The sequence below is a fragment of the Pseudomonas asgharzadehiana genome (genome assembly GCF_019139815.1).
GTDB lineage: Bacteria > Pseudomonadota > Gammaproteobacteria > Pseudomonadales > Pseudomonadaceae > Aquipseudomonas > Aquipseudomonas asgharzadehiana.
In genome coordinates, this window is sequence record NZ_CP077079.1 from 2,853,343 (window position 1) to 2,876,677 (window position 23,335).

The 23,335-nt window shown below is 61.6% G+C and carries 21 protein-coding genes; 16 read left to right on the forward strand and 5 right to left on the reverse strand.

All coding sequences use genetic code 11. The features are described from left to right. Nucleotides 1-39 precede the first annotated feature (39 nt). Both KSS96_RS12970 and KSS96_RS12975 read right to left on the reverse strand, forming a co-directional pair. Entirely contained in the window at nt 40-1,620 is a 1,581-nt protein-coding gene (locus KSS96_RS12970; RefSeq protein WP_065878313.1) for a rhodanese-related sulfurtransferase, read from the reverse strand. Continuing rightward, nucleotides 1,617-2,228 (reverse strand): cysteine dioxygenase family protein, encoded by a 612-nt coding sequence (locus KSS96_RS12975; RefSeq protein ID WP_017530311.1) that lies wholly within the window; start codon nt 2,226-2,228, stop codon nt 1,617-1,619. Before KSS96_RS12975 ends, KSS96_RS12970 begins: the two co-directional genes overlap by 4 nt. A 217-nt stretch (nt 2,229-2,445) precedes the next feature. On the opposite strand from KSS96_RS12975, the gene KSS96_RS12980 reads away from it, so the two are divergent. The 3 genes from KSS96_RS12980 to KSS96_RS12990 all read left to right on the forward strand — a co-directional run bounded on the left by KSS96_RS12980 (nt 2,446) and on the right by KSS96_RS12990 (nt 4,947). Next, complete coding sequence (locus KSS96_RS12980) at nt 2,446-3,351, forward strand: LysR family transcriptional regulator (protein WP_065878315.1); 906 nt, start codon at nt 2,446-2,448, stop codon at nt 3,349-3,351. A gap of 107 nt (nt 3,352-3,458) precedes the next feature. Then, a complete protein-coding gene (locus KSS96_RS12985; protein ID WP_068934748.1) occupies nt 3,459-4,253 on the forward strand; it encodes a class II aldolase/adducin family protein in 795 nt (264 codons plus the stop codon). A gap of 277 nt (nt 4,254-4,530) precedes the next feature. After that, on the forward strand, nt 4,531-4,947 hold the full coding sequence (locus tag KSS96_RS12990; RefSeq protein ID WP_017530314.1) for an SRPBCC family protein: 417 nt from the start codon (nt 4,531-4,533) through the stop codon (nt 4,945-4,947). Between the two features lie 79 nt (nt 4,948-5,026). On the opposite strand, the gene KSS96_RS12995 is transcribed toward KSS96_RS12990, so the two are convergent. Both KSS96_RS12995 and KSS96_RS13000 read right to left on the reverse strand, forming a co-directional pair. Then, complete coding sequence (locus KSS96_RS12995; RefSeq protein WP_017530315.1) at nt 5,027-6,421, reverse strand: sensor histidine kinase; 1,395 nt, start codon at nt 6,419-6,421, stop codon at nt 5,027-5,029. Continuing rightward, nucleotides 6,399-7,082 (reverse strand): response regulator transcription factor, encoded by a 684-nt coding sequence (locus KSS96_RS13000; protein WP_010564812.1) that lies wholly within the window; start codon nt 7,080-7,082, stop codon nt 6,399-6,401. Before KSS96_RS13000 ends, KSS96_RS12995 begins: the two co-directional genes overlap by 23 nt. A 315-nt stretch (nt 7,083-7,397) precedes the next feature. Here KSS96_RS13000 and KSS96_RS13005 point away from each other — a divergent pair, with 315 nt between their 5' ends. Continuing rightward, complete coding sequence (locus KSS96_RS13005; RefSeq protein ID WP_017530316.1) at nt 7,398-8,291, forward strand: hypothetical protein; 894 nt, start codon at nt 7,398-7,400, stop codon at nt 8,289-8,291. Between the two features lie 131 nt (nt 8,292-8,422). Here KSS96_RS13005 and KSS96_RS13010 read toward each other — a convergent pair whose 3' ends face one another. Next, nucleotides 8,423-9,331, reverse strand: a complete 909-nt coding sequence (locus tag KSS96_RS13010) for a MurR/RpiR family transcriptional regulator (RefSeq protein ID WP_017530318.1) — start codon at nt 9,329-9,331, stop codon at nt 8,423-8,425. A gap of 284 nt (nt 9,332-9,615) precedes the next feature. Here KSS96_RS13010 and KSS96_RS13015 point away from each other — a divergent pair, with 284 nt between their 5' ends. The 12 genes from KSS96_RS13015 to KSS96_RS13070 all read left to right on the forward strand — a co-directional run bounded on the left by KSS96_RS13015 (nt 9,616) and on the right by KSS96_RS13070 (nt 23,098). Further along, nucleotides 9,616-11,553 (forward strand): bifunctional 5-dehydro-2-deoxygluconokinase/5-dehydro-2-deoxyphosphogluconate aldolase, encoded by a 1,938-nt coding sequence (locus KSS96_RS13015; protein WP_217856395.1) that lies wholly within the window; start codon nt 9,616-9,618, stop codon nt 11,551-11,553. Between the two features lie 106 nt (nt 11,554-11,659). Next, on the forward strand, nt 11,660-12,553 hold the full coding sequence (iolE, locus tag KSS96_RS13020; RefSeq protein WP_217856397.1) for a myo-inosose-2 dehydratase: 894 nt from the start codon (nt 11,660-11,662) through the stop codon (nt 12,551-12,553). Then, nucleotides 12,550-13,338 (forward strand): 5-deoxy-glucuronate isomerase, encoded by a 789-nt coding sequence (iolB, locus tag KSS96_RS13025; RefSeq protein WP_017530321.1) that lies wholly within the window; start codon nt 12,550-12,552, stop codon nt 13,336-13,338. The genes iolE and iolB overlap by 4 nt, the downstream gene beginning before the upstream one ends. A 26-nt stretch (nt 13,339-13,364) precedes the next feature. After that, the gene (locus tag KSS96_RS13030) at nt 13,365-14,180 is read left to right on the forward strand and encodes a TIM barrel protein (RefSeq protein WP_017530322.1); all 816 of its coding nucleotides are present in this window, start codon (nt 13,365-13,367) and stop codon (nt 14,178-14,180) included. A gap of 10 nt (nt 14,181-14,190) precedes the next feature. Then, nucleotides 14,191-16,122 (forward strand): 3D-(3,5/4)-trihydroxycyclohexane-1,2-dione acylhydrolase (decyclizing), encoded by a 1,932-nt coding sequence (gene iolD / locus KSS96_RS13035; protein WP_017530323.1) that lies wholly within the window; start codon nt 14,191-14,193, stop codon nt 16,120-16,122. A gap of 19 nt (nt 16,123-16,141) precedes the next feature. Beyond that, complete coding sequence (iolG, locus tag KSS96_RS13040; RefSeq protein WP_017530324.1) at nt 16,142-17,152, forward strand: bifunctional inositol 2-dehydrogenase/D-chiro-inositol 1-dehydrogenase; 1,011 nt, start codon at nt 16,142-16,144, stop codon at nt 17,150-17,152. A 155-nt stretch (nt 17,153-17,307) separates the two neighbouring features. Further along, nucleotides 17,308-18,354 (forward strand): Gfo/Idh/MocA family protein, encoded by a 1,047-nt coding sequence (locus KSS96_RS13045; RefSeq protein ID WP_017530325.1) that lies wholly within the window; start codon nt 17,308-17,310, stop codon nt 18,352-18,354. Between the two features lie 110 nt (nt 18,355-18,464). Beyond that, nucleotides 18,465-18,641: a hypothetical protein gene (locus KSS96_RS13050; RefSeq protein WP_175404205.1), complete on the forward strand. Its 177-nt coding sequence runs from the start codon at nt 18,465-18,467 to the stop codon at nt 18,639-18,641. A gap of 64 nt (nt 18,642-18,705) precedes the next feature. Beyond that, a complete protein-coding gene (locus KSS96_RS13055) occupies nt 18,706-19,635 on the forward strand; it encodes a sugar ABC transporter substrate-binding protein (protein WP_017530326.1) in 930 nt (309 codons plus the stop codon). A 65-nt stretch (nt 19,636-19,700) separates the two neighbouring features. Beyond that, nucleotides 19,701-21,254: a sugar ABC transporter ATP-binding protein gene (locus KSS96_RS13060; protein WP_026067457.1), complete on the forward strand. Its 1,554-nt coding sequence runs from the start codon at nt 19,701-19,703 to the stop codon at nt 21,252-21,254. A gap of 58 nt (nt 21,255-21,312) precedes the next feature. After that, nucleotides 21,313-22,335, forward strand: a complete 1,023-nt coding sequence (locus KSS96_RS13065; RefSeq protein ID WP_026067458.1) for an ABC transporter permease — start codon at nt 21,313-21,315, stop codon at nt 22,333-22,335. A gap of 358 nt (nt 22,336-22,693) precedes the next feature. Then, complete coding sequence (locus KSS96_RS13070; RefSeq protein WP_003191666.1) at nt 22,694-23,098, forward strand: TraR/DksA family transcriptional regulator; 405 nt, start codon at nt 22,694-22,696, stop codon at nt 23,096-23,098. Nucleotides 23,099-23,335 lie beyond the last annotated feature (237 nt).

Consider the following 23,335-nt stretch of genomic DNA (forward strand, 5'->3'; position numbering starts at 1 on the left):
GTGCGGCCTGCACCGGTCAGGTGCAGGCGGGAAGACAGGTCAGATCACATAAAAGCCGTGGGTGCCGTCGCGGGCCAACTGGTCGACCAGGCCGAACTCCCAATCCAGGTAGGCCTGCATGGCTTCCTTGGGGTTGTCGGTGCCTTCATAGGGGCGGCGATAGCGGTCGATGCGCGGCGAGGCCAGGTGGGTTTCACCTTCTTGCAGCGGCAGTTGCGCGTTGATCCACGCCGCCGTGCCGCCTTGCAGCAGGAACACTTGTTTGCCGGTGAGGGCCTCGACTTCGGCCACCGCCAGGCGCGCCAGTTGGCTGCTGCCGCAGGTCAATACATAGCGCTCGGTGGCGGGCACCTTGGCCAGGGCCTGGGGCAGTTGCGCGCGCAACACCCACCAGGCACCGGGGATATGGCGCTTGACATAGTTGGCGCTGGCGGTGAAGTCCAGCACCACGGTATCGCCATGGCCCAGCCAGTCGGCGAGGGTGTGCGGGCTGATCAGTTCGGCTTGGGGTGGGACGGGTACCGGGGCGACCCAGGCACCTTTCTCACTGAAGTGCGCGGGTTGCAAATCATCCAGCACGTGTACCGCCCAACCCAACTGCGCGAGCCAGGACGCCGACATGTTGGCGCGCACGCCGTCATCATCGGCCAGCACCAGCCGCGCGCCGCGCACGCTGGCGACGTGGTCGGTTTCCTGCACCAACTGGCCGCCCGGGGTGGAGCGCGCGCCCGGCAGGTGGCCGGCTTCGAATTCTTCCGGGGTGCGCACATCGAACAGGTAGGTGGTGCGGGTCGTTTCCTGCTGCCAGCGTTGCAGATCCGCCAGGGTGGCGCGGCCGACGCCGGCCTTGTCGGCGACGCGGCGCGCATCTTGGGCGGCAATGTGGCGGTGTTCTTCTGCGGTCGGGGCAAAGCGGCGCGCCTGGCCATGGGCAAGTGTCTGCCCGGCCAGGGTCCAGCCGATGGTGCCGTTGCGCAGCGCTGAAACGGGGTTGGCCACGCCGGCATTGATCAGTGATTGAGTGCCGATAATGCTGCGGGTACGCCCGGCGCAGTTGACGATGATGCGGGTGGCCGGGTCGGGCGCGAGTGTCCGGGCGCGCAGCACCAGCTCGGCACCGGGCACGCTGATGCTGGTGGGGATGCTCATGGTCTGGTATTCGTCGAAACGGCGAGCGTCGAGCACCACCACATCGGCCTGGCTGTCGAGCAGGGCCTGTACCTCTTCGGCGGCCAGCGACGGCGTGTGGCGCTCGCTCTCCACCAGTTCGCCAAAGGCCTTGCTGGGCACGTTCACATCGATAAACAGCTCACCGCCGGCGCTGCGCCAACCGTGGAGGCCACCTTCAAGCAGGCTCACCTGGGTGTAGCCCAGTGCAAGCAGGCGCTCGGCGGCGCGGCTGGCCAAGCCTTCGCCGTTGTCGTAGACGGTCACCTGGGTATCGCGCCGTGGAATGCGCGAATACACCTCCAGTTCCAGCTTGGACAAGGGGATGTTTGCCGCGAACAACGGGTGGGCTTGGGCGAAGGGCGCTTCTTCGCGTACATCAATCAGGGCGATTTCCTCACGCGCCAACAGGGCCTGGCGAATCTGCGAGAAGCTGCGGGTCGGTGTGCTCATAGGGCAGGGCTCTTTTCTTTGGACAAATCCCAGATGTTCGGGAGAAAGGCGTTGGAGTAACCGGAAATAAACAGTTTTTCGCTGCCGTCGGGCTGGTACACCGCGCGGCGTACCGCACCGATATTGGCGCCGTACACATGAATGCTGATCGACACTTGGTCACTGTGCGCGTTGCTGACCTGATGGATATCACCGACCTTGGGCGATACGGCTTCCACCTGGCCTGGCACCAGTTCAATCGGCTTGCCTTCGGCGACCAGGCGGCCATCGGGCGCGCGTTCAAAGCCTTGGGACAATTCCGCGCCGCGCAACATGCCGATCAGCCCCCATACCCGATGGTCATGAATCGGCGTGCTTTGCCCAGGCCCCCATACAAAACTGACCACGCTGAAGCGCTGGCGCGAGTCGGCGTGCAGTAAAAACTGCTGGTAGCGCTCGGGATCGGGCTGGGCAAATTCGTCGGGCAGCCAGTCGTCATGGCTGACCAGTTGCGCCAGGAGCTTGCCGCCACGGTGCAGCAGGTCGCCTTCGCGTGGGTTGCCGTCGATCAGTTCCGCCAGGGCGCCTATAAAGGCTCTGAGTCTCTCGGGGTGTCGGGCCTGGGTCATGGCGCTTCCAGTGAGTGGTCGGTGGTGATGGGTTTATCTAAGCATAATGTTTATATTTAATATGCTATTTTTTAATGATTAGCTTATAGCTGAAGGTAATTTAGAACCGGGCAGACTAGGCTTAGACGTTATCGATCACAGGCCGAGCTATCCAGATGCCGTTCGCGCAACTATGCTTCGCACACATCTTAATGACTGTTCTCTATGTGCGGCCCAAATGAAAATTGACGATATCGATGCCTTTGTCGAAGTGATTCGTTGCCAGTCCATCAGCCATGCCGCCGAGTCGTTGCAATTGACCCAGCCGGCCATCACCCGCCGCGTGCAGAACTTCGAGCAGGCGCTGGGGGTGGAGTTGTTCGACCGCAACACCAAACCCTTGAAGCCCACCTTGATCGGCACCCGTGTGTATGAACAATGCCGCTTGATCCTGCGCGAGATGGACGCCCTGCGCGAACTGGTGGCCACCGACGCACCGCCCACCGGCTTGTTGCGCCTGGGCGTGCCGCAGACCATCGGCGATGTGGTGCTGTTGGATGCGCTCAAGCACCTGCGCAGCGAATACCCTGAGCTGCGCGCGCAGGTCGCCACCGGCTGGGGTAGCCAGTTGGTGGGCAAGATCGAGCGCGGCGAGCTGGATGCGGCGGCGGCGTTGTTCCCGGCCGGCAAGATCTTCCCGGACAACATCGTCGGGGAGTCCATCGGCAAGATGGAACTGGTGGTGGTGTGTGCCAAGGCGCAACTGCCGAAAAAACCGTGCAAGCTGGCGGATGTGTACCAGAACGGTTGGGTCCTCAACCCGGACGGCTGTGGGTTCCGTGCCGGTTTGCTGCGCACCTTGTCCGACCAGGGCCTGGCGTTGCGGGTCAACCTGGAAACCTTCGGCACCGAGCTGCAACTGGGCCTGGTCGCCGATGGCCTGGGCCTGGGCCTGGTGCCGCGCCCGTTGCTGGAACGCAGCGCGCACCGCGAACACTTGGCGGTGATGCCGCTCAAGGACTTCAAGCCGGTGATGAACCTGTGGCTGATCTACCCGCATTTTCTGGGCAACCTGCAAGGGCCGGTGGATGCGTTCGGCCAGTGGGTCGCAGCCTCTTTGCAGAAGATCGAGGATGCAGCTTGATATGAAAAAAAATAATAATTAGCTTAGATTAAAATGTGCTTTTTATTATTTTTTGCAAACCCCTAGGCTTGCCTGGAAGACCTTAAGGCCATCCAGGAAGTTTTGCCATGAGCAGCGTCACCTCGATTTCCAACGTTTCCAGCACCGTCCGCCAACGCGTTACGCCAGAGGAGTGGGAGGTGCGCGTCAAACTGGCCGCCGCCTACCGCCTGGCGGCGCTGTACAAGTGGACCGACCACATCTACACGCACTTCTCCGCCCGCGTGCCGGGCCCGCAGGAACATTTCCTGATCAATGCCTTCGGGCTGTTGTTCGATGAAATCAACGCCTCCAACCTGGTCAAGGTCGATCTTGACGGCACCCTCGTCGACGACCCCACCGGCCTGGGCATCAACTACGCCGGCTATGTGATCCACAGCGCCATCCACGGTGCGCGGTCTGATCTGCAAGCGGTGTTGCACACCCATACCCGCGACGGCATTGCGGTGTCGGCGCAAAAGGACGGTTTGCTGCCGATCTCCCAGCATTCCATCGCCTTCTCCGGGCGCGTGGCGTACCACGGCTATGAAGGCATCGCCCTCGACCTGGACGAACGTGAGCGGCTGGTGGCGGATCTGGGCGACAAGAGCGTGATGATCCTGCGTAACCACGGCTTGTTGACGGCGGGTATCAGCGTCGAGCATGCGTTCCAGCAACTGCAAAGTCTGGAGCGCGCATGCAATATCCAGATCGCGGCCCAGGCGGCCGGCAACGCGGAGTTGGTGTTCCCGCCGCAGGCGGTGGTGGCGAAGGTGGAAGAACAGGCCAAGGCCCACAGCAGCGGCGAAGGCCCCGGCGTGGCGCGGCATTGGAATGCACTGATTCGCCAATTGGAACGCACGGATACCGACTACAAGAACTGATCCCGAGCCAAGTGAAGATCGACCTGTGGGAGGGGCGGTGCGACGATTCGACTTGCTCCCGATGGCGGTGGGTCAGTCACTGCATCGGTTGACTGACCCACTGCAATCGGGAGCAAGCCCCCTCCCACTTTTTAGCTGCATTTCAAAGTGAGCGCTTGGGCCGCTGGGGCAGGGGCATAGGGTGCCGAGCGGGTCGATCAGTTGCGGGAATTGATGCATTGAAGGCCATGGCGTGGCAGGCTGGGCAACGTTTTCCCATGACGTTTGGAGATTTACCGTGCCAACAGCATTTGCAGTGATTGAAATCCCGGTATCGGCCGACACGGTCTGGCAATTAGTGGGCGGCTTCAACAGCCTGCCGGACTGGCTACCCTTGATCGCCAAGAGCGAACCTGGCGAAGGCGGCCGCCTGCGTCACCTGACCACCGCTGACGGCGGTACGATCGTCGAGCGTTTGCAGACCTTCGATAATGTGGCGCGTACCTACAGCTACACCATTGAAGCGTCGCCATTTCCGGTGAGTGCGTACCTGGCGACGTTGCAGGTCGAGGCGTTGACCGACACGTCGGCGAAGGTGACCTGGTCCGGTGTGTTTACCCCGACGGCGGATATTACGGAGGAGGCGGCGCAAGAGCTGTTTACTGGCGTCTACCAGGGTGGGCTTGAGGCGCTGCGCGCGAACTTCCCGGCCTGACTCGCTCTAGCCGGCAATGCCGGACGCATGTGGGAGGGGGCAAGCCGCTTCCCACATTTGGACCTCGCCGGCTTATCGATCAGGCTTCGGGCATCAGTTGCTGGCGGCACTCCAGCACCAAGCGTGCGCCGCCTTGCTGACTGCTGCCCACCTCCAGCCTGAACCCATGCAGGTTGATGATCGCCGCCACGATCGACAAGCCCAATCCGAACCCGCCTTGCTGGTCACTTTCATCCACGCGGTAAAACCGTTGGAACACCGCCGCGCGTTCCGCTACCGGTATGCCCGGCCCGGAATCGTGCACTTCGATGCGGGTGCTGCCGGCATCGTTGACCCCGCGCAAAATCACCGTACCGCCCGCCGGGCTGAACTTGATCGAGTTGCTCAGCAGGTTGGACAGGGCTTCGAACAGCAGTGCGCGATCGCCGGTGATCCACGGCAGGGACTCCGGGGTTTCCAGGCGCAGCTGCAATTCACCTTCTTCGGCCAGCGGCAGGTAGAAGTCGTGCAATTCGCGCAGCAGTGGCAGCGGGTCCATGACCAGGAAACCGGAACGGCGCTGGTGGTCTTCCAGTTCGGAGATGCGCAACAGCCCGCGAAAGCGTGCCATCAGGGTGTCGGTCTCGGCAATCGCGTCGTCCAGTTTCAGCGCGTAGCCGCAACCCTGATCGGCCTCTTGCCGGATGCGGTAGAGCTGCGCCCGCAGGCGGGTGAGCGGGGTGCGCAGGTCATGGGCGATGTTGTCACACACGCCCTTGACCTCGTTCATCAGCTTCTCGATGCGGTCGAGCATCGCGTTGACGATGGCCGCGAGCATGTCCAGTTCGTCACGCCGATTGGACAGCGGCAGGCGGTGGGTGAGGTCGCCGGCGACGATGGCCTCGGCACTGGCCTGGATCCCACGGATACGCCGTAACGGCCTGCGACGTAGCAAATGCCAGCCGGCCGCGCCTGGGATAATCGTCAACGACAGCGCCCACAACAACGCGTGCCAGATAATCCGCGTCACGCCGAACAGCGAACCGTTGGCGCGCACCAGCACCAGCCAGCGGCCGTCGTCGGTGTGGGTCGCCACGGCATCGCAGCTGTCCTTGGGCAGCTTGGGGTCGTCGGAGTCGACACAGTTGCTCAGCGGGTGGATCTTGCCGTCCAGGGGCAGGTCGGGCGGGATCGCGCGGATCGGCCCACTCAGCGGGTGGAATTGCTCGTCGAACAGGCCGTAGGCGTCTACGCCCTTCATGTCGAAGGTCATGCTGGTGGTCAACGCTTCCACCAGCTCTTCACCGTCAAAACGCTGGAAGAGGTGCTGGCGCTGCATCAGCGAATGGCGCGACAGATCACTCAGGTAACCGGACACCTCGAAATACAGCACCCCCATGAGGATGCAACTCCAGGCCACGAACAGCGAACTGTACAGCGCCAGCAAACGGCTGCTGGAAGAACGCCAGCCTTTAGAGGGGTTCAGCAATGACATAACCCGAACCTCGTACCGTGCGGATCAGCGGCGTGAGGCCCGGGGGATCGATTTTCTTGCGCAGGCGACCGATATGCACGTCGATCAGGTTGGTGCCGGGGTCGAAGTGATAGCCCCAGACTTCCTCGAAAATCATCATTCGCGACAGGATCTGCCCGGTGTTGCGCATCAGGAATTCGAGCAATTTGTATTCGGTGGGCAACAGGCTCAGGGGCTGATCGGCGCGGCTGGCTTCGCGGCTGATCAGGTTGAGCTCCAGGTCGGCCACGCGCAGCGCGGTTTCAAATTCCTTGACCGTGCTTTTGCGCCGCAGCAGCACTTCGACGCGCGCGGCCATTTCATCGGAGGCAAACGGTTTGGTCAGATAGTCATCACCGCCGGCGCGCAGGCCGCGCACGCGTTCGTCCACATCAGAGAGGGCGCTGATCATCAGGATTGGCGTGGACACACCAATGGTGCGCAGGGTGGTGACGATGGCCAGGCCATCCAATTCCGGGAGCATGCGGTCGAGGGTGATCAAGTCGTAATCCCCACTCACGGCACGGACCAGGCCTTCGCGGCCGTTGTCCACCCAGTCTACGTCCAGTCCATGGCTACTCAGCTCGGCGACGATCTCGCGAGCCGTTACAGCGTCATCCTCGATGGTCAAAATGCGGGTCATAGGATTACCTGGTGAGCGATTCACACTGAAGTGCGGCTATTTTGCCAACAAATGCCTGAACGCTTCCTAAATAAAACTTCATGTTTTGCAGAACCGCCGCCGTTCAATCGCGCGCCCGCTCTCGCCCACGCAGGGCTGGGCGTGGGAATGCATTACGCCCGCCTCACGCTGTCATTTATTGCAAGTTGCATGGTTCGGGTAAGTTCAATTTAGTTAGGTGGTTGAAATATAAAGGTTTTGTTTTATTTGTCGACTGGCACGGCGCCTGCAATTTGGAGTGGGTAACACCCTTTTTCTGCCAGGAGCACAACAACAATGATCACATCCTCATCCATGCTGCAAGAATCGAGCACGCGCTCCGGGGTTTCCTGGGGGGCGATTTTTGCCGGGGCCGCTGCGGCGGCCGCATTGTCCCTGATCCTGGTATTGCTGGGCTTCGGCCTGGGCTTTTCGGCGGTATCGCCGTGGGCCGGCAGCGGTATCAGCGCAAAGGGGCTGGGCATTTCCACCATTGTTTGGCTGGCGTTTACCCAGATCGTGGCGTCCGGGCTGGGCGGTTACATCGCCGGCCGCTTGCGCGTGAAGTGGGCCAATATGCATGGCGATGAGGTGTATTTTCGCGACACCGCCCATGGTTTCCTGGCCTGGGCGGTGGCCACGCTGGTGACGGCGACCCTGGTGGTCGGCTCGGTCAGCAGTGTGGTCGGCGGCGGCGTGCAAGCCGGGGCCAGCGTGGCCTCGGGTGCGGCCCAGGCCGCCGGTACTGCGACGCAGGGCGTGAAGGGCGACGACTTCGGTTATTACGTCGACAGCTTGTTCCGCGATGATCGCCCCGTGGCCGTCAGCGATGACGCCGCCCATGGCGTGGTCGCGCGGATCTTTGCGCGCACCCTGAGCAACGATGGCCAACTCGCCGCTGAAGACCGCGCCTACCTGGCGCAGTTGATCAGCCAACGCACCAACCTCAGCCAGGCCGACGCCGAAGCGCGTATCGACAAGGTCTACGGCGACGCCCGTAAAGCCGTCGAAGACGCCAAGCTCAAAGCCAAACAGGCCGCCGACACCGCCGCCAAAGTCGCGGCCTGGACCGCGCTGTGGATGTTCATCGCCTTGTTGATCGGTGCATTCTTCGCCAGCTTCGCTGCCACCTTCGGCGGTCGTCGTCGCGATGCGGTGGTGTACGTCGATACCGAAACCTACGTTCGTTAATTCAAGGCCCATTCATTCAAGGAGAGCATCATGCGTTCATTACTTCTGTGGTTCCTCGGCGTGCCGATCCCGGTGATCATCCTGATCGCGATCTTCATGCACTGACCCCGAGCCCCGCGCGGTCCATTTAGTCAGTCGTCGAACCCGACTTGCTCGTGGATCTCATCCACCTTCAACTCCAACCGGTACGCCACCGCAATAAATAACGCCTGGCACAGGCACAGGGTGGCGCTCAACGAGCGGAAGGCAAACGACGAGCCTTCGTTCACCAACAGCACCGCATTCGCCCGCTTGGCCAGGGGCGACAGGTTGCTGTCGGTGATGATCAGGGTCTTGGCCTGGTGATGCTGGGCGATGCGCAGGCAGTGCTGGGTTTCTTTGCCGTAGGGCGTGAAGCTGATGGCGATCACCAGGTCATTGGCGCGCACGCTGCGCATCTGTTCGCGGTAGCTGCCGCCCAGCCCAGAGATCAGGTGAATGCGTTTGTTGGTGTGCTGCAGGTTGTAGACCAGGTAGTCCGCTACCGCAAAGGAGCGGCGCACACCAACCACATAGATATTGTCGGCGTTGACCACCAGGTCCACGGCCTTGTCGAACGCCACGTCATCCAGTTCCAGCCCCAGGCGCTCGATGCCCGACAGCGTGGCGTTGACGCATTCGCGCGCCAGGTCGCCGCCGCTGGCCTTCTGGGATTTATTGGCGATCATGCTGCGGATGCGTTGCTGGTAGTTCTGCACCGGCGTGGTCTTGTGGGTGTAGGCCTCGCGAAACAGTGCCTGCATCTCGCTGAACCCGCTGAACCCGAATCGCTGGGAAAACCGCACGATGGCCGAGGGGTGTACTTCGCATTCGCGGGCGATGTCGCTGATGCGGTCGACCATGATCCGGTCGCTTTGTTGGCTCATGTAGCTGGCGATGCGCTTGAGTTGGCGGGGCAGGCTTTCGTATTCGTCGGTGATCAGCTGCAACAGGCGTTCGGCATTGATCGGAGGGCTGGCGAGGGGGGCTTCCAGGGTGGTCTCGGGATCGGTGCGGGACATGGGCAATCCTTCTGGCGTGTTCGTCTGATGCGCTGATGGGTGGCGCAAGTCTACAGGGTAGGCGCAAAAAAATACCCCGGCATCACGGCCCCCGTGGCCTGCTGAAACGATGCACGGCGGCTGGCGTGCCATTATGCCGGCTTATTGGAAAAAATATTCCACTAAAAATAATTCTGGAATAAATATTGATTGGCGTCGCTGAACGTTCTAGTCTGCTCCCACCAAGAGCGTTTGCCGTCGCCACGGCGGCACAACGCAGGCTGATAAAAATAACAGGAGCCAGCATGGGCCAGACTCGTTTTGCCAGTGGGCGTCAATTGGATCTGATTTGCCTCGGGCGCCTGGGCGTCGACCTCTACGCACAGCAAGTGGGTGCGCGGCTTGAGGACGTGTCCAGCTTCGCCAAGTACCTCGGCGGGTCGTCCGCCAATATCGCCTTCGGCACCGCGCGGCTGGGGCTCAAGTCGGCGATGCTCAGCCGTGTGGGCGACGACCATATGGGGCGTTTCCTGGTGGAATCCCTGGCCCGCGAAGGTTGCGACGTCAGCGGCATCAAGGTCGACCCGGAACGCCTCACCGCCCTGGTGTTGCTGGGCCTCAAGGACCGCGAAACCTTCCCCTTGGTGTTTTACCGCGAAAACTGCGCCGACATGGCCCTGCGCGCCGAGGACATCAGCGAAGCCTTTATCGCCTCCAGCAAAGCGCTGCTGATCACCGGCACGCATTTTTCTACCGACAACGTGTACAAGGCCAGCATCCAGGCCCTGGACTACGCCGCCAAACACAACGTCAAGCGCGTGCTGGACATCGACTACCGCCCGGTGCTGTGGGGCTTGGCGGGCAAGGCCGACGGTGAAACCCGTTTTGTCGCCGACCAGACGGTCAGCGCGCATGTGCAGAAGATCCTGCCGCGTTTCGACTTGATCGTGGGCACCGAAGAAGAATTCCTGATCGCCGGCGGCAGTGAAGACCTGCTCACCGCGCTGCGTACCGTGCGCGAAATCACCCCGGCTACGTTGGTCGTCAAGCTCGGCCCGCAGGGCTGCACGGTGATTCACGGGGCGATTCCTGCGCGCCTGGAAGACGGCGCGATCTACCCCGGTGTGCGCGTGGAGGTGCTTAACGTGCTGGGCGCTGGTGATGCGTTCATGTCGGGCTTTCTCAGTGGTTGGCTCAACGACGCCAGCGATGAGCGTTGCAGCCAACTGGCCAACGCCTGCGGTGGCCTGGTGGTGTCGCGCCACGCCTGCGCCCCGGCGATGCCAACCCCGGCCGAGCTGGATTATCTGTTCAACAGCCCGGTGCCGATCACCCGGCCCGACCAGGACGTGACCCTGCAGCGACTGCATCGCGTCAGCGTGCCGCGCAAGGCCTGGAAGCAACTGTTCATCTTCGCGTTTGACCACCGCTGGCAATTGGTCGACCTGGCGCAACGCGGCGGCCAGGACCCGGCGCGTATCAGCGATATCAAGCAGCTGTTTATCCAGGCCATCGAACGTGTGCAACACAAGCTCGCCGAGCAGGGCGTTGACGCCGACGTGGGCCTGTTGGCCGACCAGCGCTTCGGCCAGGACGCGCTCAACGCCGCCAGCGGTCGCGGCTGGTGGGTCGCGCGCCCGGTTGAGGTTCAGAACTCGCGCCCGCTGGCCTTCGAGCACGGCCGTTCGATTGGCAGCAATCTGATCGCCTGGCCCCAGGAGCAGATCATCAAGTGCCTGGTGCAATACCATCCCGACGACGAGCCCATGCTGCGCCTGGAACAGGAGGCGCAACTCAAGGCGGTGTACGACGCCTCTGTGGTCAGCGGTCATGAACTGCTGCTGGAAGTCATCCCGCCCAAGGATCATCCGTCCACCTACCCGGACGTGCTCTACCGCAGCCTCAAGCGCTTGTACAACCTGGGCATCTACCCGGCGTGGTGGAAGATCGAAGCGCAGACGGCCGAGGAGTGGACACGACTCGATGCGCTGATCAACGAGCGCGACCCGTATTGCCGTGGCGTGGTGCTGCTGGGGCTCAACGCCTCGCCGGAATGCTTGGCCGACGGCTTTCGGCAAGCACGCCTGAGCACTACCTGCCGAGGGTTTGCCGTGGGTCGCACGATCTTCCAGGAGCCGAGCAAGGCGTGGATGGCGGGGCAGATCGATGATGAAACCCTGGTCCAGCAGGTGCAGGCCACGTTCGAACAGCTTATCAACGCCTGGCGCAGTGCCCGAGGCTGAACACCGCTCTACAGGTGCAATGCAATCAAATGTGGGAGGGAGCAAGCCCCCTCCCACATAAAGCAGATCCAAGCGATCTCAGGTAAAACAACAAAAAGGTGCAGCCATGCCCGCAATCCGAATTGGCATCAACCCGATCTCCTGGAGCAACGACGACCTGCCGGCCCTGGGTGGTGAAACGCCGCTGAGCACCGCCTTGAGCGAAGGCAAGGAGATCGGCTACGAAGGTTTTGAACTCAACGGCAAGTTCCCCAAGGATGCCAAGGGCGTGAGCGAGGTACTGCGCCCCTATGACCTGGCGCTGGTCTCCGGCTGGTATTCCAGCCGCCTGGCGCGGCGTTCGGTGGCCGAGGAAATCGACGCGATTGCCGGCCATATCGAGTTACTCAAACACAACGGCGCCACGGTGCTGGTGTACGGCGAGGTGGCCGATTCGATCCAGGGCTCGCGCATTCGCCTGATCGAACGCCCGCGTTTTCACAGCGAGCAGGCCTGGCAGGACTACGCCGACAAGCTCACGGAACTGGCGCGCTTTACCCTGTCCCAGGGCGTGCGCCTGGCGTACCACCACCATATGGGGGCCTACGTCGAGTCCCCCGAAGACATCGACCAACTGATGCGGCGAACGGGGCCGGAAGTCGGTCTGTTGTTCGACTCGGGCCACTGCTACATGGGCGGCGGCGAGCCTCTCCAAGTGCTGCGCACGCATATCGAGCGCGTCTGCCACGTGCATTTCAAGGACGTGCGCAAGCCCGTGGTGCAACTGGCGCGCAACCAGATGTGGAGCTTCCCCGATTGCATCGTCAACGGCACCTTCACGGTGCCCGGCGATGGCGATATCGACTTTGCCGAGCTGCTCGATGTGCTGCTGGCCGCGCGATACAAGGGTTGGCTGGTGGTGGAAGCCGAGCAGGACCCGGCCGTGGCGCCCAGCTATATCTACGCGAAAAAGGGTTACGACACCTTGCGCGCTCTGCTCAATGAGAGGACCCAACCATGAGCTTGTTGGTTAAAAGCAGCAAACGCGGGCAGACCATGGTTGCCCTGGAACAAGGGCGCCTTGAGTACGTCGGTTTCAGTGCCTACCGCTTGAGCCTGGGCGAAACGCTGCCGGTCAGCGCCGGCGACAAGGAGCTGTGCCTGGTACTGCTCAGCGGCCGGGTGAATATCGAAGGCGAAGGGTTCAACTGGCAGAACCTCGGTGATCGCCAGTCGGTATTTGAAGACAAGTCGCCGTTCGCCGCCTACCTGCCGCCTGGCACCTCGGCCCAGGTTACCGCCTTGAGCGACGTGCAGATTGCGGTGTGCGCCGCGCCCGGTACGCAGGGTTACGAACCACGCCTGATCCGCCCCCAAGACTGCAAGCGCAGTGTGCGCGGCAAAGGCGCCAACACGCGTTATGTGTGCGACATCCTGCCCGACAGCGAGCCGGCCCATTCGCTGCTGGTGGTGGAAGTGCGCACGCCGTCGGGGCATTCATCGAGCTACCCGCCGCACAAGCACGACACCGACGACCTGCCGCACCAGAGCTTCCTGGAAGAGACCTACTACCACCAGGTCAACCCGCCCCAGGGCTTCGTGTTCCAGCGGGTGTACACCGACGATCGCAGCATCGACCAGGCCATGGCGGTGGAAAACAGCGACCTGGTGGTGGTGCCCAAGGGTTATCACCCGGTCAGCGTGCCGTATGGCTACGAATCTTATTACCTCAACGTCATGGCCGGCCCCAAGCGTGCCTGGCACTTTCACAACGACCCGCAGCACAGCTGGCTGCTGGACCTTTAAGCGGTTTTGGACGGAGAACAACAACAATGAAGTCGCCTCTACGTTTTGCCCTTAACCGCATGGTCGCGCCCAACCTGTCCCTGCCGGACTTCATCGGCTTGGCGGTTGCGCTCAAGTGCGACGCCATCGAGATCCGCAATGACCTCGCAGACCGTCAAATCGAATACGGCACGCCCGCCAGCCGCGTGCGTGAGTTATGCGCGGCGCAGGGCATTACGGTGCTGTCGATCAACGCGCTGTACCCCTTTGACGTCTGGAACGACGAACGCCGCGCCCAGGCGATCGAGCTGGCCACCTATGCCCGTGAATGCGGTGCCCAAGGCCTGGTGATGTGCCCGTTCAATGAGCCCGGCGACACGCGCAATGAGGCGCAGCGCGCCGCCGGTTTGCGCACCGCCTTGAGCGAGCTGGCGCCGATCCTGCGCGAGTATGGGCTTCTGGGTTTCGTCGAGCCCCTGGGGTTCGAAGAATGTTCGATGCGCCGCAAACGCGTGGCGGTGGACGCGATCCAGTCCATCGGTGGCCTGGACGTGTTCCGCCTGGTCCATGACACGTTCCACCATCACTTGGCCGGCGAGCAGGAGTTCTTCCCGCAACTGACCGGCCTGGTCCATATCTCCGGCGTGGAAGATGCCCAGGCGCCGCTCAACTCGATCCGTGACGGCCACCGCGTACTGGTGGGCGAGGGCGATATTCTTGGCAATGCCGCACAGATCGACACCTTGCTCAGCACCGGCTACAGCGGCTACCTGTCGTTCGAGCCGTTCGCGAAAAGTGTGCATGAGTTGGCGGATATCCAGCAGGCCTTGGGCGCAAGCATTGCCCACCTGCAAAAACGTTAAGGGGGGCGACATGACCACAACCCGACTGACCATGGCCCAGGCCCTGGTGAAGTTTCTGGATAACCAATACGTCGAAGTCGATGGCGTACAGAGCAAGTTTGTCGCCGGGGTGTTCACGATTTTCGGCCACGGCAACGTGCTGGGCCTGGGCCAGGCGCTGGAGCAGGACAGTGGCGACCTGGTGGTGCATCAGGGCCGCAACGAGCAGGGCATGGCCCATGCCGCCATCGGTTTTGCCAAGCAGCATTTGCGCCGCAAGATCTACGCGTGCACCGCATCGGTCGGCCCCGGCGCGGCGAATATGCTCACCGCCGCGGCGACCGCCACCGCCAACCGTATTCCGTTGCTGTTGCTGCCCGGCGATGTGTACGCCAGTCGCCAGCCCGACCCGGTGCTGCAACAGATCGAGCAGTTCCACGACTTGAGCATCAGCACCAACGATGCATTTCGCTCGGTGAGCAAGTACTGGGACCGCATCAACCGTCCCGAGCAACTGATGAGCGCCGCGATCCATGCCATGCGTGTGTTGACCGACCCGGCGGAAACCGGCGCCGTGACCTTGGCGCTGCCCCAGGATGTGCAGGCCGAAGCCTGGGACTACCCGGATTACTTCCTGCAAAAGCGCGTGCACCGTATTGACCGGCGCCCGCCCAGCGCGGCGATGATCGGCGATGCGTTGGCGGCTTTTCGCGGCAAGCGCAAACCGCTGATCATCTGCGGTGGCGGGGTCAAGTACGCCGGCGCGAATGCCGCGCTGCAAGCCTTCGCCGAGCGCTTTGATATTCCGTTCGCCGAGACTCAAGCGGGTAAAAGCGCGCTGGTGTCCAGCCACCCGCTTAACGTCGGCGGCATTGGCGAAACCGGCTGCCTGGCGGCCAACCTGTTGGCGCCCGAGGCGGATCTGATCATCGGCATCGGCACCCGCTACACCGACTTCACCACCTCGTCCAAGTCGCTGTTCAAGCATGCCGAGGTCAAGTTCCTCAACCTGAATATCAGCCCCTGCGATGCGTTGAAACTCGACGGCGTACAGGTGCTGGGTGATGCCAGAGTTGCCCTCGACGCGCTGGCCGACGCCCTGGGCGATTACCGCTCCGGTTGGGGTGAACAGGTGCGTGACGCCAAGGCGCAACTGGATGCCGAAGTGGACCGTGTGCATCAGGTGGAGTACTCGGGCGATGCCTTCGTGCCGGAAGTCGACGACCACCTGGACCGTGCGGTACTGCGTGAATTTATCGAGCTGACCGGTTCCTGCCTGACCCAGAGCCGGGTGCTCGGCGTGCTCAACGACAGCCTGGCCGACGATGCGATCATCGTCGCCGCCGCCGGCAGCCTGCCCGGCGACCTGCAGCGCGCCTGGCGCAGCAAAGGCGTGAACACCTATCACGTCGAATACGGCTACTCGTGCATGGGCTACGAGATCAACGCCGCCCTCGGCGTGAAGCTGGCCGAACCAACCAAGGAGGTGTATGCGCTGGTCGGCGATGGCTCCTACATGATGTTGCATTCCGAGCTGGCCACCTCGATCCAGGAGCGCCGCAAGATCAACGTGGTGCTGCTGGACAACATGGCCTTCGGTTGCATCAACAACCTGCAGATCGGTAACGGCATGGACAGCTTCGGCACCGAGTTCCGCTACCGCAACCCCGAGAGCGGCAAGCTCGACGGCGGCCTGGTGCCGGTGGATTTCGCCATGAGCGCGGCGGCTTATGGCTGCAAGACCTACAAGGTCAGCAGCGTCGAGCAACTCCAGGCCGCGCTGGCCGATGCGCGCACGCAAACGGTCTCGACCCTGATCGACATCAAGGTCCTGCCCAAAACCATGGTCCACGGCTACCTGTCGTGGTGGCGGGTGGGCGTGGCGCAGGTGTCCACCAGCGAACGCACGAATGCCGCTGCAAAAAAACTCAATGAACACCTGGCGAAGGCCCGGCAGTACTAATAACAAGAGGAGTGTTTGTATGTCGTTGAAGCTTGGAGTGATCGGTACCGGTGCCATCGGCCGTGACCATATTCGTCGTTGCAGCCAGACCCTGCTCAATAGCCAGGTGGTGGCGGTGACCGACATCAACCTTGAGCAAGCGGCCAAGGTGGTCGCGGATTTGAAACTGGGCGCCGAGGTGTACCCGGACGGCCATGCGCTGATCAACTCGCCACAGGTTGAAGCCATCCTGGTGACCTCCTGGGGTCCCAGCCATGAAGAATTCGTACTCGCCGCCATCGCCGCCGGCAAACCGGTGTTCTGTGAAAAACCCCTGGCGGTGACTGCCGAAGGCTGCCGCCGGATCGTCGACGCCGAAGTGGCCCACGGCAAGCGCCTGGTGCAAGTGGGCTTCATGCGTCCGTATGACGAAGGCTATCGCGCCCTCAAGGCGGTGATCGACAGCGGCCAGATCGGCGAGCCGTTGATGCTGCACTGCGCCCACCGCAACCCGACGGTAGGTGAGAACTACAAGACCGACATGGCGATCACCGACACCTTGATCCACGAGCTGGACGTACTGCGTTGGTTGCTCAACGACGACTACGTTTCCGTGCAAGTGGTGTTTCCGCGCAAGACCAGCAAGGCGTTGGCGCACTTGCGCGACCCGCAGATCGTGCTGCTGGAGACCGCCAAGGGCACGCGTATCGACGTGGAAGTGTTCGTGAACTGCCAATACGGCTATGACATCCAGTGCGAAGTGGTGGGGGAGACCGGTATCGCCAAATTGCCGGAGCCTTCCCAGGTGCAACTGCGCAGCGGCGCGAAGTTGTCCAATGCGATTCTGATGGATTGGAAAGACCGGTTCATCGGCGCGTATGACGTGGAGTTGCAGGCGTTCATCGACAGCGTGCGCGCTGGCCAGGTCGGTGGGCCGTCGGCGTGGGATGGTTTCGCGGCGGCGGTGGCGGCGGATGCGTGTATCCAGGCGCAGGGCAGTGAGCAGATCGTCAAGATCAGCCTGCCGGATCGCCCGCACTTCTACGGCTGATCGCAAATCCACAGGTGGAATGCAGTCGGTGTGGGAGGGGGCTTGCCTCCGATGGCGGTGGGTCAGATAAATTTTTTTTGACTGACACACTGTTATCGGGGGCAAGCCCCCTCCCACATTTGACTCGGTTTCCACTTCTAAGAAGGAGTGAGTTCATGCGAATCGGACTAGTCGGCTACGGCCATGGAGGGCGCTTTTTTCATGCGCCGCTGATTGCAACACTGCCCGGCGCCACGTTTGTTGGCGTCGTCACCCGTTCCCCCGAGCGCCGCCAACAGTTGAATACCGACCACCCCGGCCTCCAAGCCTTCGACTGCATCGGCCAGATCGTCGAAGCCGGGGTCGACGCCCTCGTTATCTCTACCACTCTCAAAGGCCGCCCGGCGCTGGTGCTGGAAGCCATCGAACATGGCCTGGCGGTGGTCAGCGACAAACCCTTCGCCGCCAACGCCGAACAGGCCCATGCACTGATCATTGCCGCCGAGCGCCATGAAGTGTTGCTGAGCGTCTACCAGAACCGGCGTTGGGACTCGGATTACCTGACCCTGCGCAAGCTCATCGACGCCGGTGCCCTGGGCACCATTACCCGGTTTGAGTCGCGGGTGGAACGCTACAGCCCGCAAGCGGTGGGCAACGCCAGCGGCGGTGGCTGGCTGCGCGATTTGGGCAGCCACCTGGTGGACCAGGCGCTGCAATTGTTCGGCCCGGTGGACCGGGTGTTCGCGCAGTTGCACTACACGGCCGAACACCCCAGCGTCGACCACGGTTTTTTCGTGTCCCTGACCCACGCCAACGGGGTGATTTCCCACCTGTGGGGCAATGCCCTGCAAAACAGCCAGGCCCCGCGTTTTCGCGTCAGTGGCAGTGCGGGCTGTTACACCGTGGAGGGGCTCGACGGTCAGGAAGAAGCGCTGATGGCCGGCAAATCACCGAAAACCGAAGGCGAGCACTGGGGCGCTGAAGAGCATCGCCGTTGGGGCTGGTTCGAACACGGCGGGGAGCGCGAGCGGGTGCCGTCGGAGAAAGGTTGCTGGACGCAGTTCTATCGCCAGTTGCAAGCCGCTGTGCAAGGGCAGGGCGTGTTGCCCGTGAGCGCCTATGACGCCCTGGAAACCACCCGTATATTGGACGCCGCACGCCTGAGCGCCGAGCGCCAGCAGGTGGTTTCAACAAAAATAGAATTAAATTCTAAAACAAGTTGATATGGAAATTATTTTCCAATAAAGTCTTTTCCAGGTTGCATAAAGTACGTCTGGGCCCGATCCCCGGCGACTCAACAAAAACAAGATCAAAAACAACCAGGTACCGTCAGATGAAAATCTTCAACGCTGTACTGCGAGTTTTACGCCCCGCCCAAACGCCCCGCGCTCTGCCCCGCGCCCGGCCGTTCTACTTCTCCTTCCTTAATGTGCTGTGCGTCGAAAACCACGGCGCGCTGGTCTGCTGCATTCCCGGCGCACCGGTCGTGCGACTGCCCGCCGAGCGCTGATAAACGCAACCTCTGATAAACGCAACGTCCACAAAACCAACAAGAAACTGGAGACAGACCGTTCATGAAGACCCCGATCCGTTTTACCGCGCTGGCCCTGTCCATGCTCCTGGCCAGCGGTGTTGCCTCGGCTGCCGACCTGAAGATAGGCGTGAGCATGTCCGCCTTCGATGACACGTTCCTAACCTACCTGCGCGAAGACATGGACAAGCAAGCCAAGTCCTATCCAAAAGGTGACGGCGTGCAGTTGCAGTTCGAAGACGCCCGCGCCGATGTGGTCAAGCAACTGAGCCAGGTCGAGAATTTTATCAGCCAGAAAGTCGACGCCATCATCGTCAACCCGGTGGACACCGCCTCTACGGCGAACATTATCAAGGCCGCTACCGCTGCAAAAATTCCGCTGGTGTTCGTCAACCGCCGTCCTGACAGCGCGACGCTCGCCCCAGGCGTCGCGGCGGTGGTGTCCGATGACATCGAGGCCGGCAAGTTGCAAATGCAATACATCGCCGAAAAACTCGGCGGCAAGGGCAACGTCGTGATTCTGTTGGGTGACCTGGCGAACAATTCCACCACCAACCGCACCAAGGGCGTGAAGGAGGTCCTGACCAAGTACCCAGGCATCAAGATCGAGCAGGAACAGACCGGCATCTGGTTGCGTGACAGGGGCATGACCTTGGTCAATGACTGGTTGACTCAAGGCCGCGATTTCGACGCGGTGCTGGCCAATAACGATGAAATGGCGATTGGCGCGTCCATGGCGCTGAAATCGGCAGGCAAGAAAGGCGTGCTGATCGCGGGTGTCGACGGCACGCCGGATGGCCTCAACGCGATCACCAAGGGCGACATGACGGTGTCGGCGTTCCAGGATGCCAAGGGCCAGGCGGACAAGTCGGTCGAAACGGCGCGCAAGATGGCCAAGAACGAACCCATCGAGCAGAACGTGATCATCCCGTTCCAACTGATCACGCCGGACAACGTCGCCAAGTTCAAGTAGCCCTGACATAACAACAACGAAACGGCAGGGCGGTCGTGCCCGCCTTGCCGATGGAGTACTTCTTTATGCTCGCTCAAGCCGCTGTCTCGCAGCCTCCCGGTATCCAGCCGTTGCCGCTGGAAGAACCCTACCTGCTGGAAATCGTCAATATCAGCAAAGGCTTTCCCGGCGTCGTGGCCCTGGCCGATGTGCAACTGCGCGTGCGCCCCGGCACCGTGCTGGCGCTGATGGGGGAGAACGGCGCGGGCAAGTCGACCTTGATGAAAATCATCGCCGGCATCTACCAGCCCGACGCCGGTGAAATCCGCCTGCGCGGCAAGCCGATCGTGTTTGAAACACCGCTGGCGGCGCAAAAGGCCGGGATCGCCATGATCCACCAGGAACTCAACCTGATGCCGCACATGAGCATCGCCGAGAATATCTGGATCGGCCGCGAGCAGCTCAACAGCCTGCACATGGTCAACCATCGCGAAATGCACCGCTGCACCGCCGAGTTGCTGGCGCGCCTGCGCATCAACCTCGACCCGGAAGAGCAGGTGGGCAACCTGAGCATCGCCGAGCGGCAGATGGTCGAGATTGCCAAGGCGGTGTCCTACGACTCCGACATCCTGATCATGGATGAGCCCACATCGGCGATTACCGAGAAGGAAGTCGCCCACCTCTTTTCGATCATTGCCGACCTCAAGTCCCAGGGCAAAGGGATCGTCTACATCACCCACAAAATGAACGAAGTGTTCGCCATCGCCGATGAAGTGGCGGTGTTCCGTGACGGCCAGTATATCGGCCTGCAACGCGCCGACAGCATGAACAGTGACAGCCTGATCTCGATGATGGTGGGCCGTGAACTGAGCCAGTTGTTCCCGGTGCGTGAGACTCCGATTGGCGACTTGCTGCTGTCGGTGCGCGACCTGCGCCTGGACGGAGTGTTCAAGGACGTGTCGTTCGACCTGCACGCCGGCGAGATCCTCGGCATCGCCGGGTTGATGGGCTCGGGCCGCACCAACGTGGCGGAGACCCTGTTCGGCATTACCCCAAGCGACGGTGGCCAGATCACCCTGGATGGCCAGGCGGTACGCATCAGCGACCCGCACATGGCTATTGAAAAAGGTTTTGCGCTGTTGACCGAAGACCGCAAGCTCAGTGGCCTGTTCCCCTGCCTGTCGGTGCTGGAAAACATGGAGATGGCGGTGCTGTCGCACTATTCAGGCAATGGCTTTATCCAGCAGAAAGCCCTGCGCGCGCTGTGCGAAGACATGTGCAAGAAGCTGCGGGTGAAAACCCCGTCCCTGGAACAGTGCATCGACACCCTGTCGGGCGGCAACCAACAGAAAGCCTTGCTCGCCCGTTGGCTGATGACCAACCCACGGTTGTTGATCCTGGATGAACCCACCCGGGGCATCGATGTGGGGGCCAAGGCCGAGATCTATCGCTTGATCTCGTTCCTCGCCAGCGAAGGCATGGCGGTGATCATGATTTCCTCGGAGCTGCCCGAAGTGCTGGGCATGAGCGATCGGGTGATGGTGATGCACGAAGGCGAACTGATGGGCACCCTGGACCGCGCGGATGCGACCCAGGAAAAAGTCATGCAGTTGGCCTCCGGTATGACCGCGGTCCACTGACGAGCAGCCGCGCGGGCCTGCGGTTGGCCCGCGCCACAGAATAAGAAGGTGATTGGCTATGAACGCAATAACAGACAACAAGCCTGCCACGGTACCGGTCAAGCACCGGCGGCGATTGCCTACCGAGCTGAGCATCTTCCTGGTGCTGATCGGCATCGGCCTGGTGTTTGAGATGTTCGGCTGGATTGTGCGGGACCAGAGCTTTTTGATGAATTCCCAGCGCCTGGTGCTGATGATTCTGCAAGTGTCGATCATCGGCCTGCTGGCCATTGGCGTGACCCAAGTGATCATTACCACGGGGATCGACTTGTCGTCCGGCTCGGTGCTGGCGCTGTCGGCGATGATTGCCGCGAGTTTGGCGCAGACTTCCGATTTTTCCCGGGCGGTATTCCCCAGCCTGACGGACTTGCCGGTCTGGATCCCGGTCGCCATGGGCCTGGGGGTGGGGTTGCTGGCCGGGGCGATCAACGGCAGTATCATCGCCGTCACCGGTATTCCTCCCTTTATTGCGACCCTGGGCATGATGGTCTCGGCCCGTGGCCTGGCGCGTTATTACACCGAAGGCCAGCCGGTGAGCATGCTCTCGGATTCGTACACCGCCATCGGCCATGGCGCGATGCCGGTGATCATCTTCCTGGTGGTGGCGGTGATCTTCCATATCGCCCTGCGCTACACCAAGTACGGCAAGTACACCTACGCCATCGGCGGCAACATGCAGGCGGCGCGGACTTCGGGGATCAATGTCAAGCGCCACTTGATCATCGTCTACAGCATCGCCGGTCTTCTGGCAGGCCTGGCTGGCGTGGTGGCCTCGGCCCGCGCCGCCACCGGCCAGGCAGGCATGGGGATGTCTTATGAGCTGGATGCGATTGCGGCGGCAGTGATCGGCGGCACCAGCCTGGCGGGCGGGGTAGGGCGTATCACCGGCACGGTGATCGGCGCACTGATCCTGGGCGTGATGGCCAGTGGGTTTACCTTTGTCGGTGTGGACGCGTATATCCAGGACATCATCAAGGGCTTGATCATCGTGGTGGCCGTCGTCATCGACCAATACCGCAACAAGCGCAAGCTCAAGCGCTGATACGGCTTAAAGGGCAACACAACTCCATGTGGGAGGGGGCAAGCCCCTCCCACAATGGATCATCAACCGTCTGTTTCAACCGTTTGTCTTCTATATAGCTCCACAAGACTGAATTTCTTGCTATAAACGCACTCCGATAACCGTTCGCCAAGCCCGTCCTGGTGCCTTTTGGGGTTGTATCGGTAAAAATGCCTGTCTTTTCAGTTGCTGCGCCCTCAAGTCGGCCTTAGACTGCCGCCCCTCGTAAATTGAGTGCCGGGTGGCGCTTGGAATGGATGGCGCCCTTCCGAGGCCTGCAAAGGTCGACCGGAACGCTCCCTTATTCGCCTTAATGCACGTATTTTTTATAGAGAAATCAATGACAAAGGAAAAGTTGCTGGCCATGCCGGCGGATGACTACATGAATGCCGAACAGCACGCTTTTTTTGAGAAGTTGCTGCAAGACATGAAAGTGGAACACCACGAGCGCATTGAACAGAACCGTATCGCCATTGAAAGCCTGGATACCCCGGCTGACCCGGCCGACGCCGCTTCCGTGGAAGAAGAGCGCACCTGGCTGGTCAACGCCATCGACCGCGACCAGCGCATGCTGCCGCAGCTTGAGCGGGCACTGGAACGCATCAAGGAAGATTCCTTTGGCTGGTGCGATGACAGCGGCGAGCCTATCGGCCTCAAGCGCCTGCTGATCAGCCCTACCACCAAGTACTGCATCGAAGCCCAAGAGCGCCACGAGCAGATCGACAAGCACCAGCGCCAAGCCTGATGCGGTGAAACTGGGGGATTGTTCAAGCGGTCCCCCAGAGAAAGACCCGTTACTCCTCCCGTCTATTGATCTATTGCACGCTACCCCACTAAAGGCCCATGGATAATGGCCTGGTAGTGGCGTTTAATGCAGAGACAATAACGACAAGCAGCGGGGTAACGACGATGGCTGGAGACGGAACTCTGATGGGCGCAGCAGTGCCACCGCAAGCGGTGGTACGCGGGTTGCCCGGTTGGC

What these genes read in the sequence shown, in the direction of transcription:
- KSS96_RS13030 (WP_017530322.1), top strand. Translation starts at nt 13,365, where the DNA reads ATGAAGTCGCCTCTACGTTTTGCCCTTAACCGCATGGTCGCGCCCAAC.
- KSS96_RS13050 (WP_175404205.1), top strand. Translation starts at nt 18,465, where the DNA reads ATGAAAATCTTCAACGCTGTACTGCGAGTTTTACGCCCCGCCCAAACG.
- KSS96_RS13000 (WP_010564812.1), bottom strand. Translation starts at nt 7,082, where the DNA reads ATGACCCGCATTTTGACCATCGAGGATGACGCTGTAACGGCTCGCGAG.
- KSS96_RS12980 (WP_065878315.1), top strand. Translation starts at nt 2,446, where the DNA reads ATGAAAATTGACGATATCGATGCCTTTGTCGAAGTGATTCGTTGCCAG.
- iolG (WP_017530324.1), top strand. Translation starts at nt 16,142, where the DNA reads ATGTCGTTGAAGCTTGGAGTGATCGGTACCGGTGCCATCGGCCGTGAC.
- KSS96_RS12995 (WP_017530315.1), bottom strand. Translation starts at nt 6,421, where the DNA reads ATGTCATTGCTGAACCCCTCTAAAGGCTGGCGTTCTTCCAGCAGCCGT.
- KSS96_RS13065 (WP_026067458.1), top strand. Translation starts at nt 21,313, where the DNA reads ATGAACGCAATAACAGACAACAAGCCTGCCACGGTACCGGTCAAGCAC.
- iolD (WP_017530323.1), top strand. Translation starts at nt 14,191, where the DNA reads ATGACCACAACCCGACTGACCATGGCCCAGGCCCTGGTGAAGTTTCTG.
- KSS96_RS13060 (WP_026067457.1), top strand. Translation starts at nt 19,701, where the DNA reads ATGCTCGCTCAAGCCGCTGTCTCGCAGCCTCCCGGTATCCAGCCGTTG.
- KSS96_RS12970 (WP_065878313.1), bottom strand. Translation starts at nt 1,620, where the DNA reads ATGAGCACACCGACCCGCAGCTTCTCGCAGATTCGCCAGGCCCTGTTG.
- KSS96_RS12975 (WP_017530311.1), bottom strand. Translation starts at nt 2,228, where the DNA reads ATGACCCAGGCCCGACACCCCGAGAGACTCAGAGCCTTTATAGGCGCC.
- KSS96_RS13070 (WP_003191666.1), top strand. Translation starts at nt 22,694, where the DNA reads ATGACAAAGGAAAAGTTGCTGGCCATGCCGGCGGATGACTACATGAAT.
- KSS96_RS13005 (WP_017530316.1), top strand. Translation starts at nt 7,398, where the DNA reads ATGATCACATCCTCATCCATGCTGCAAGAATCGAGCACGCGCTCCGGG.
- KSS96_RS13015 (WP_217856395.1), top strand. Translation starts at nt 9,616, where the DNA reads ATGGGCCAGACTCGTTTTGCCAGTGGGCGTCAATTGGATCTGATTTGC.
- KSS96_RS13010 (WP_017530318.1), bottom strand. Translation starts at nt 9,331, where the DNA reads ATGTCCCGCACCGATCCCGAGACCACCCTGGAAGCCCCCCTCGCCAGC.
- iolE (WP_217856397.1), top strand. Translation starts at nt 11,660, where the DNA reads ATGCCCGCAATCCGAATTGGCATCAACCCGATCTCCTGGAGCAACGAC.
- iolB (WP_017530321.1), top strand. Translation starts at nt 12,550, where the DNA reads ATGAGCTTGTTGGTTAAAAGCAGCAAACGCGGGCAGACCATGGTTGCC.
- KSS96_RS13045 (WP_017530325.1), top strand. Translation starts at nt 17,308, where the DNA reads ATGCGAATCGGACTAGTCGGCTACGGCCATGGAGGGCGCTTTTTTCAT.
- KSS96_RS13055 (WP_017530326.1), top strand. Translation starts at nt 18,706, where the DNA reads ATGAAGACCCCGATCCGTTTTACCGCGCTGGCCCTGTCCATGCTCCTG.
- KSS96_RS12985 (WP_068934748.1), top strand. Translation starts at nt 3,459, where the DNA reads ATGAGCAGCGTCACCTCGATTTCCAACGTTTCCAGCACCGTCCGCCAA.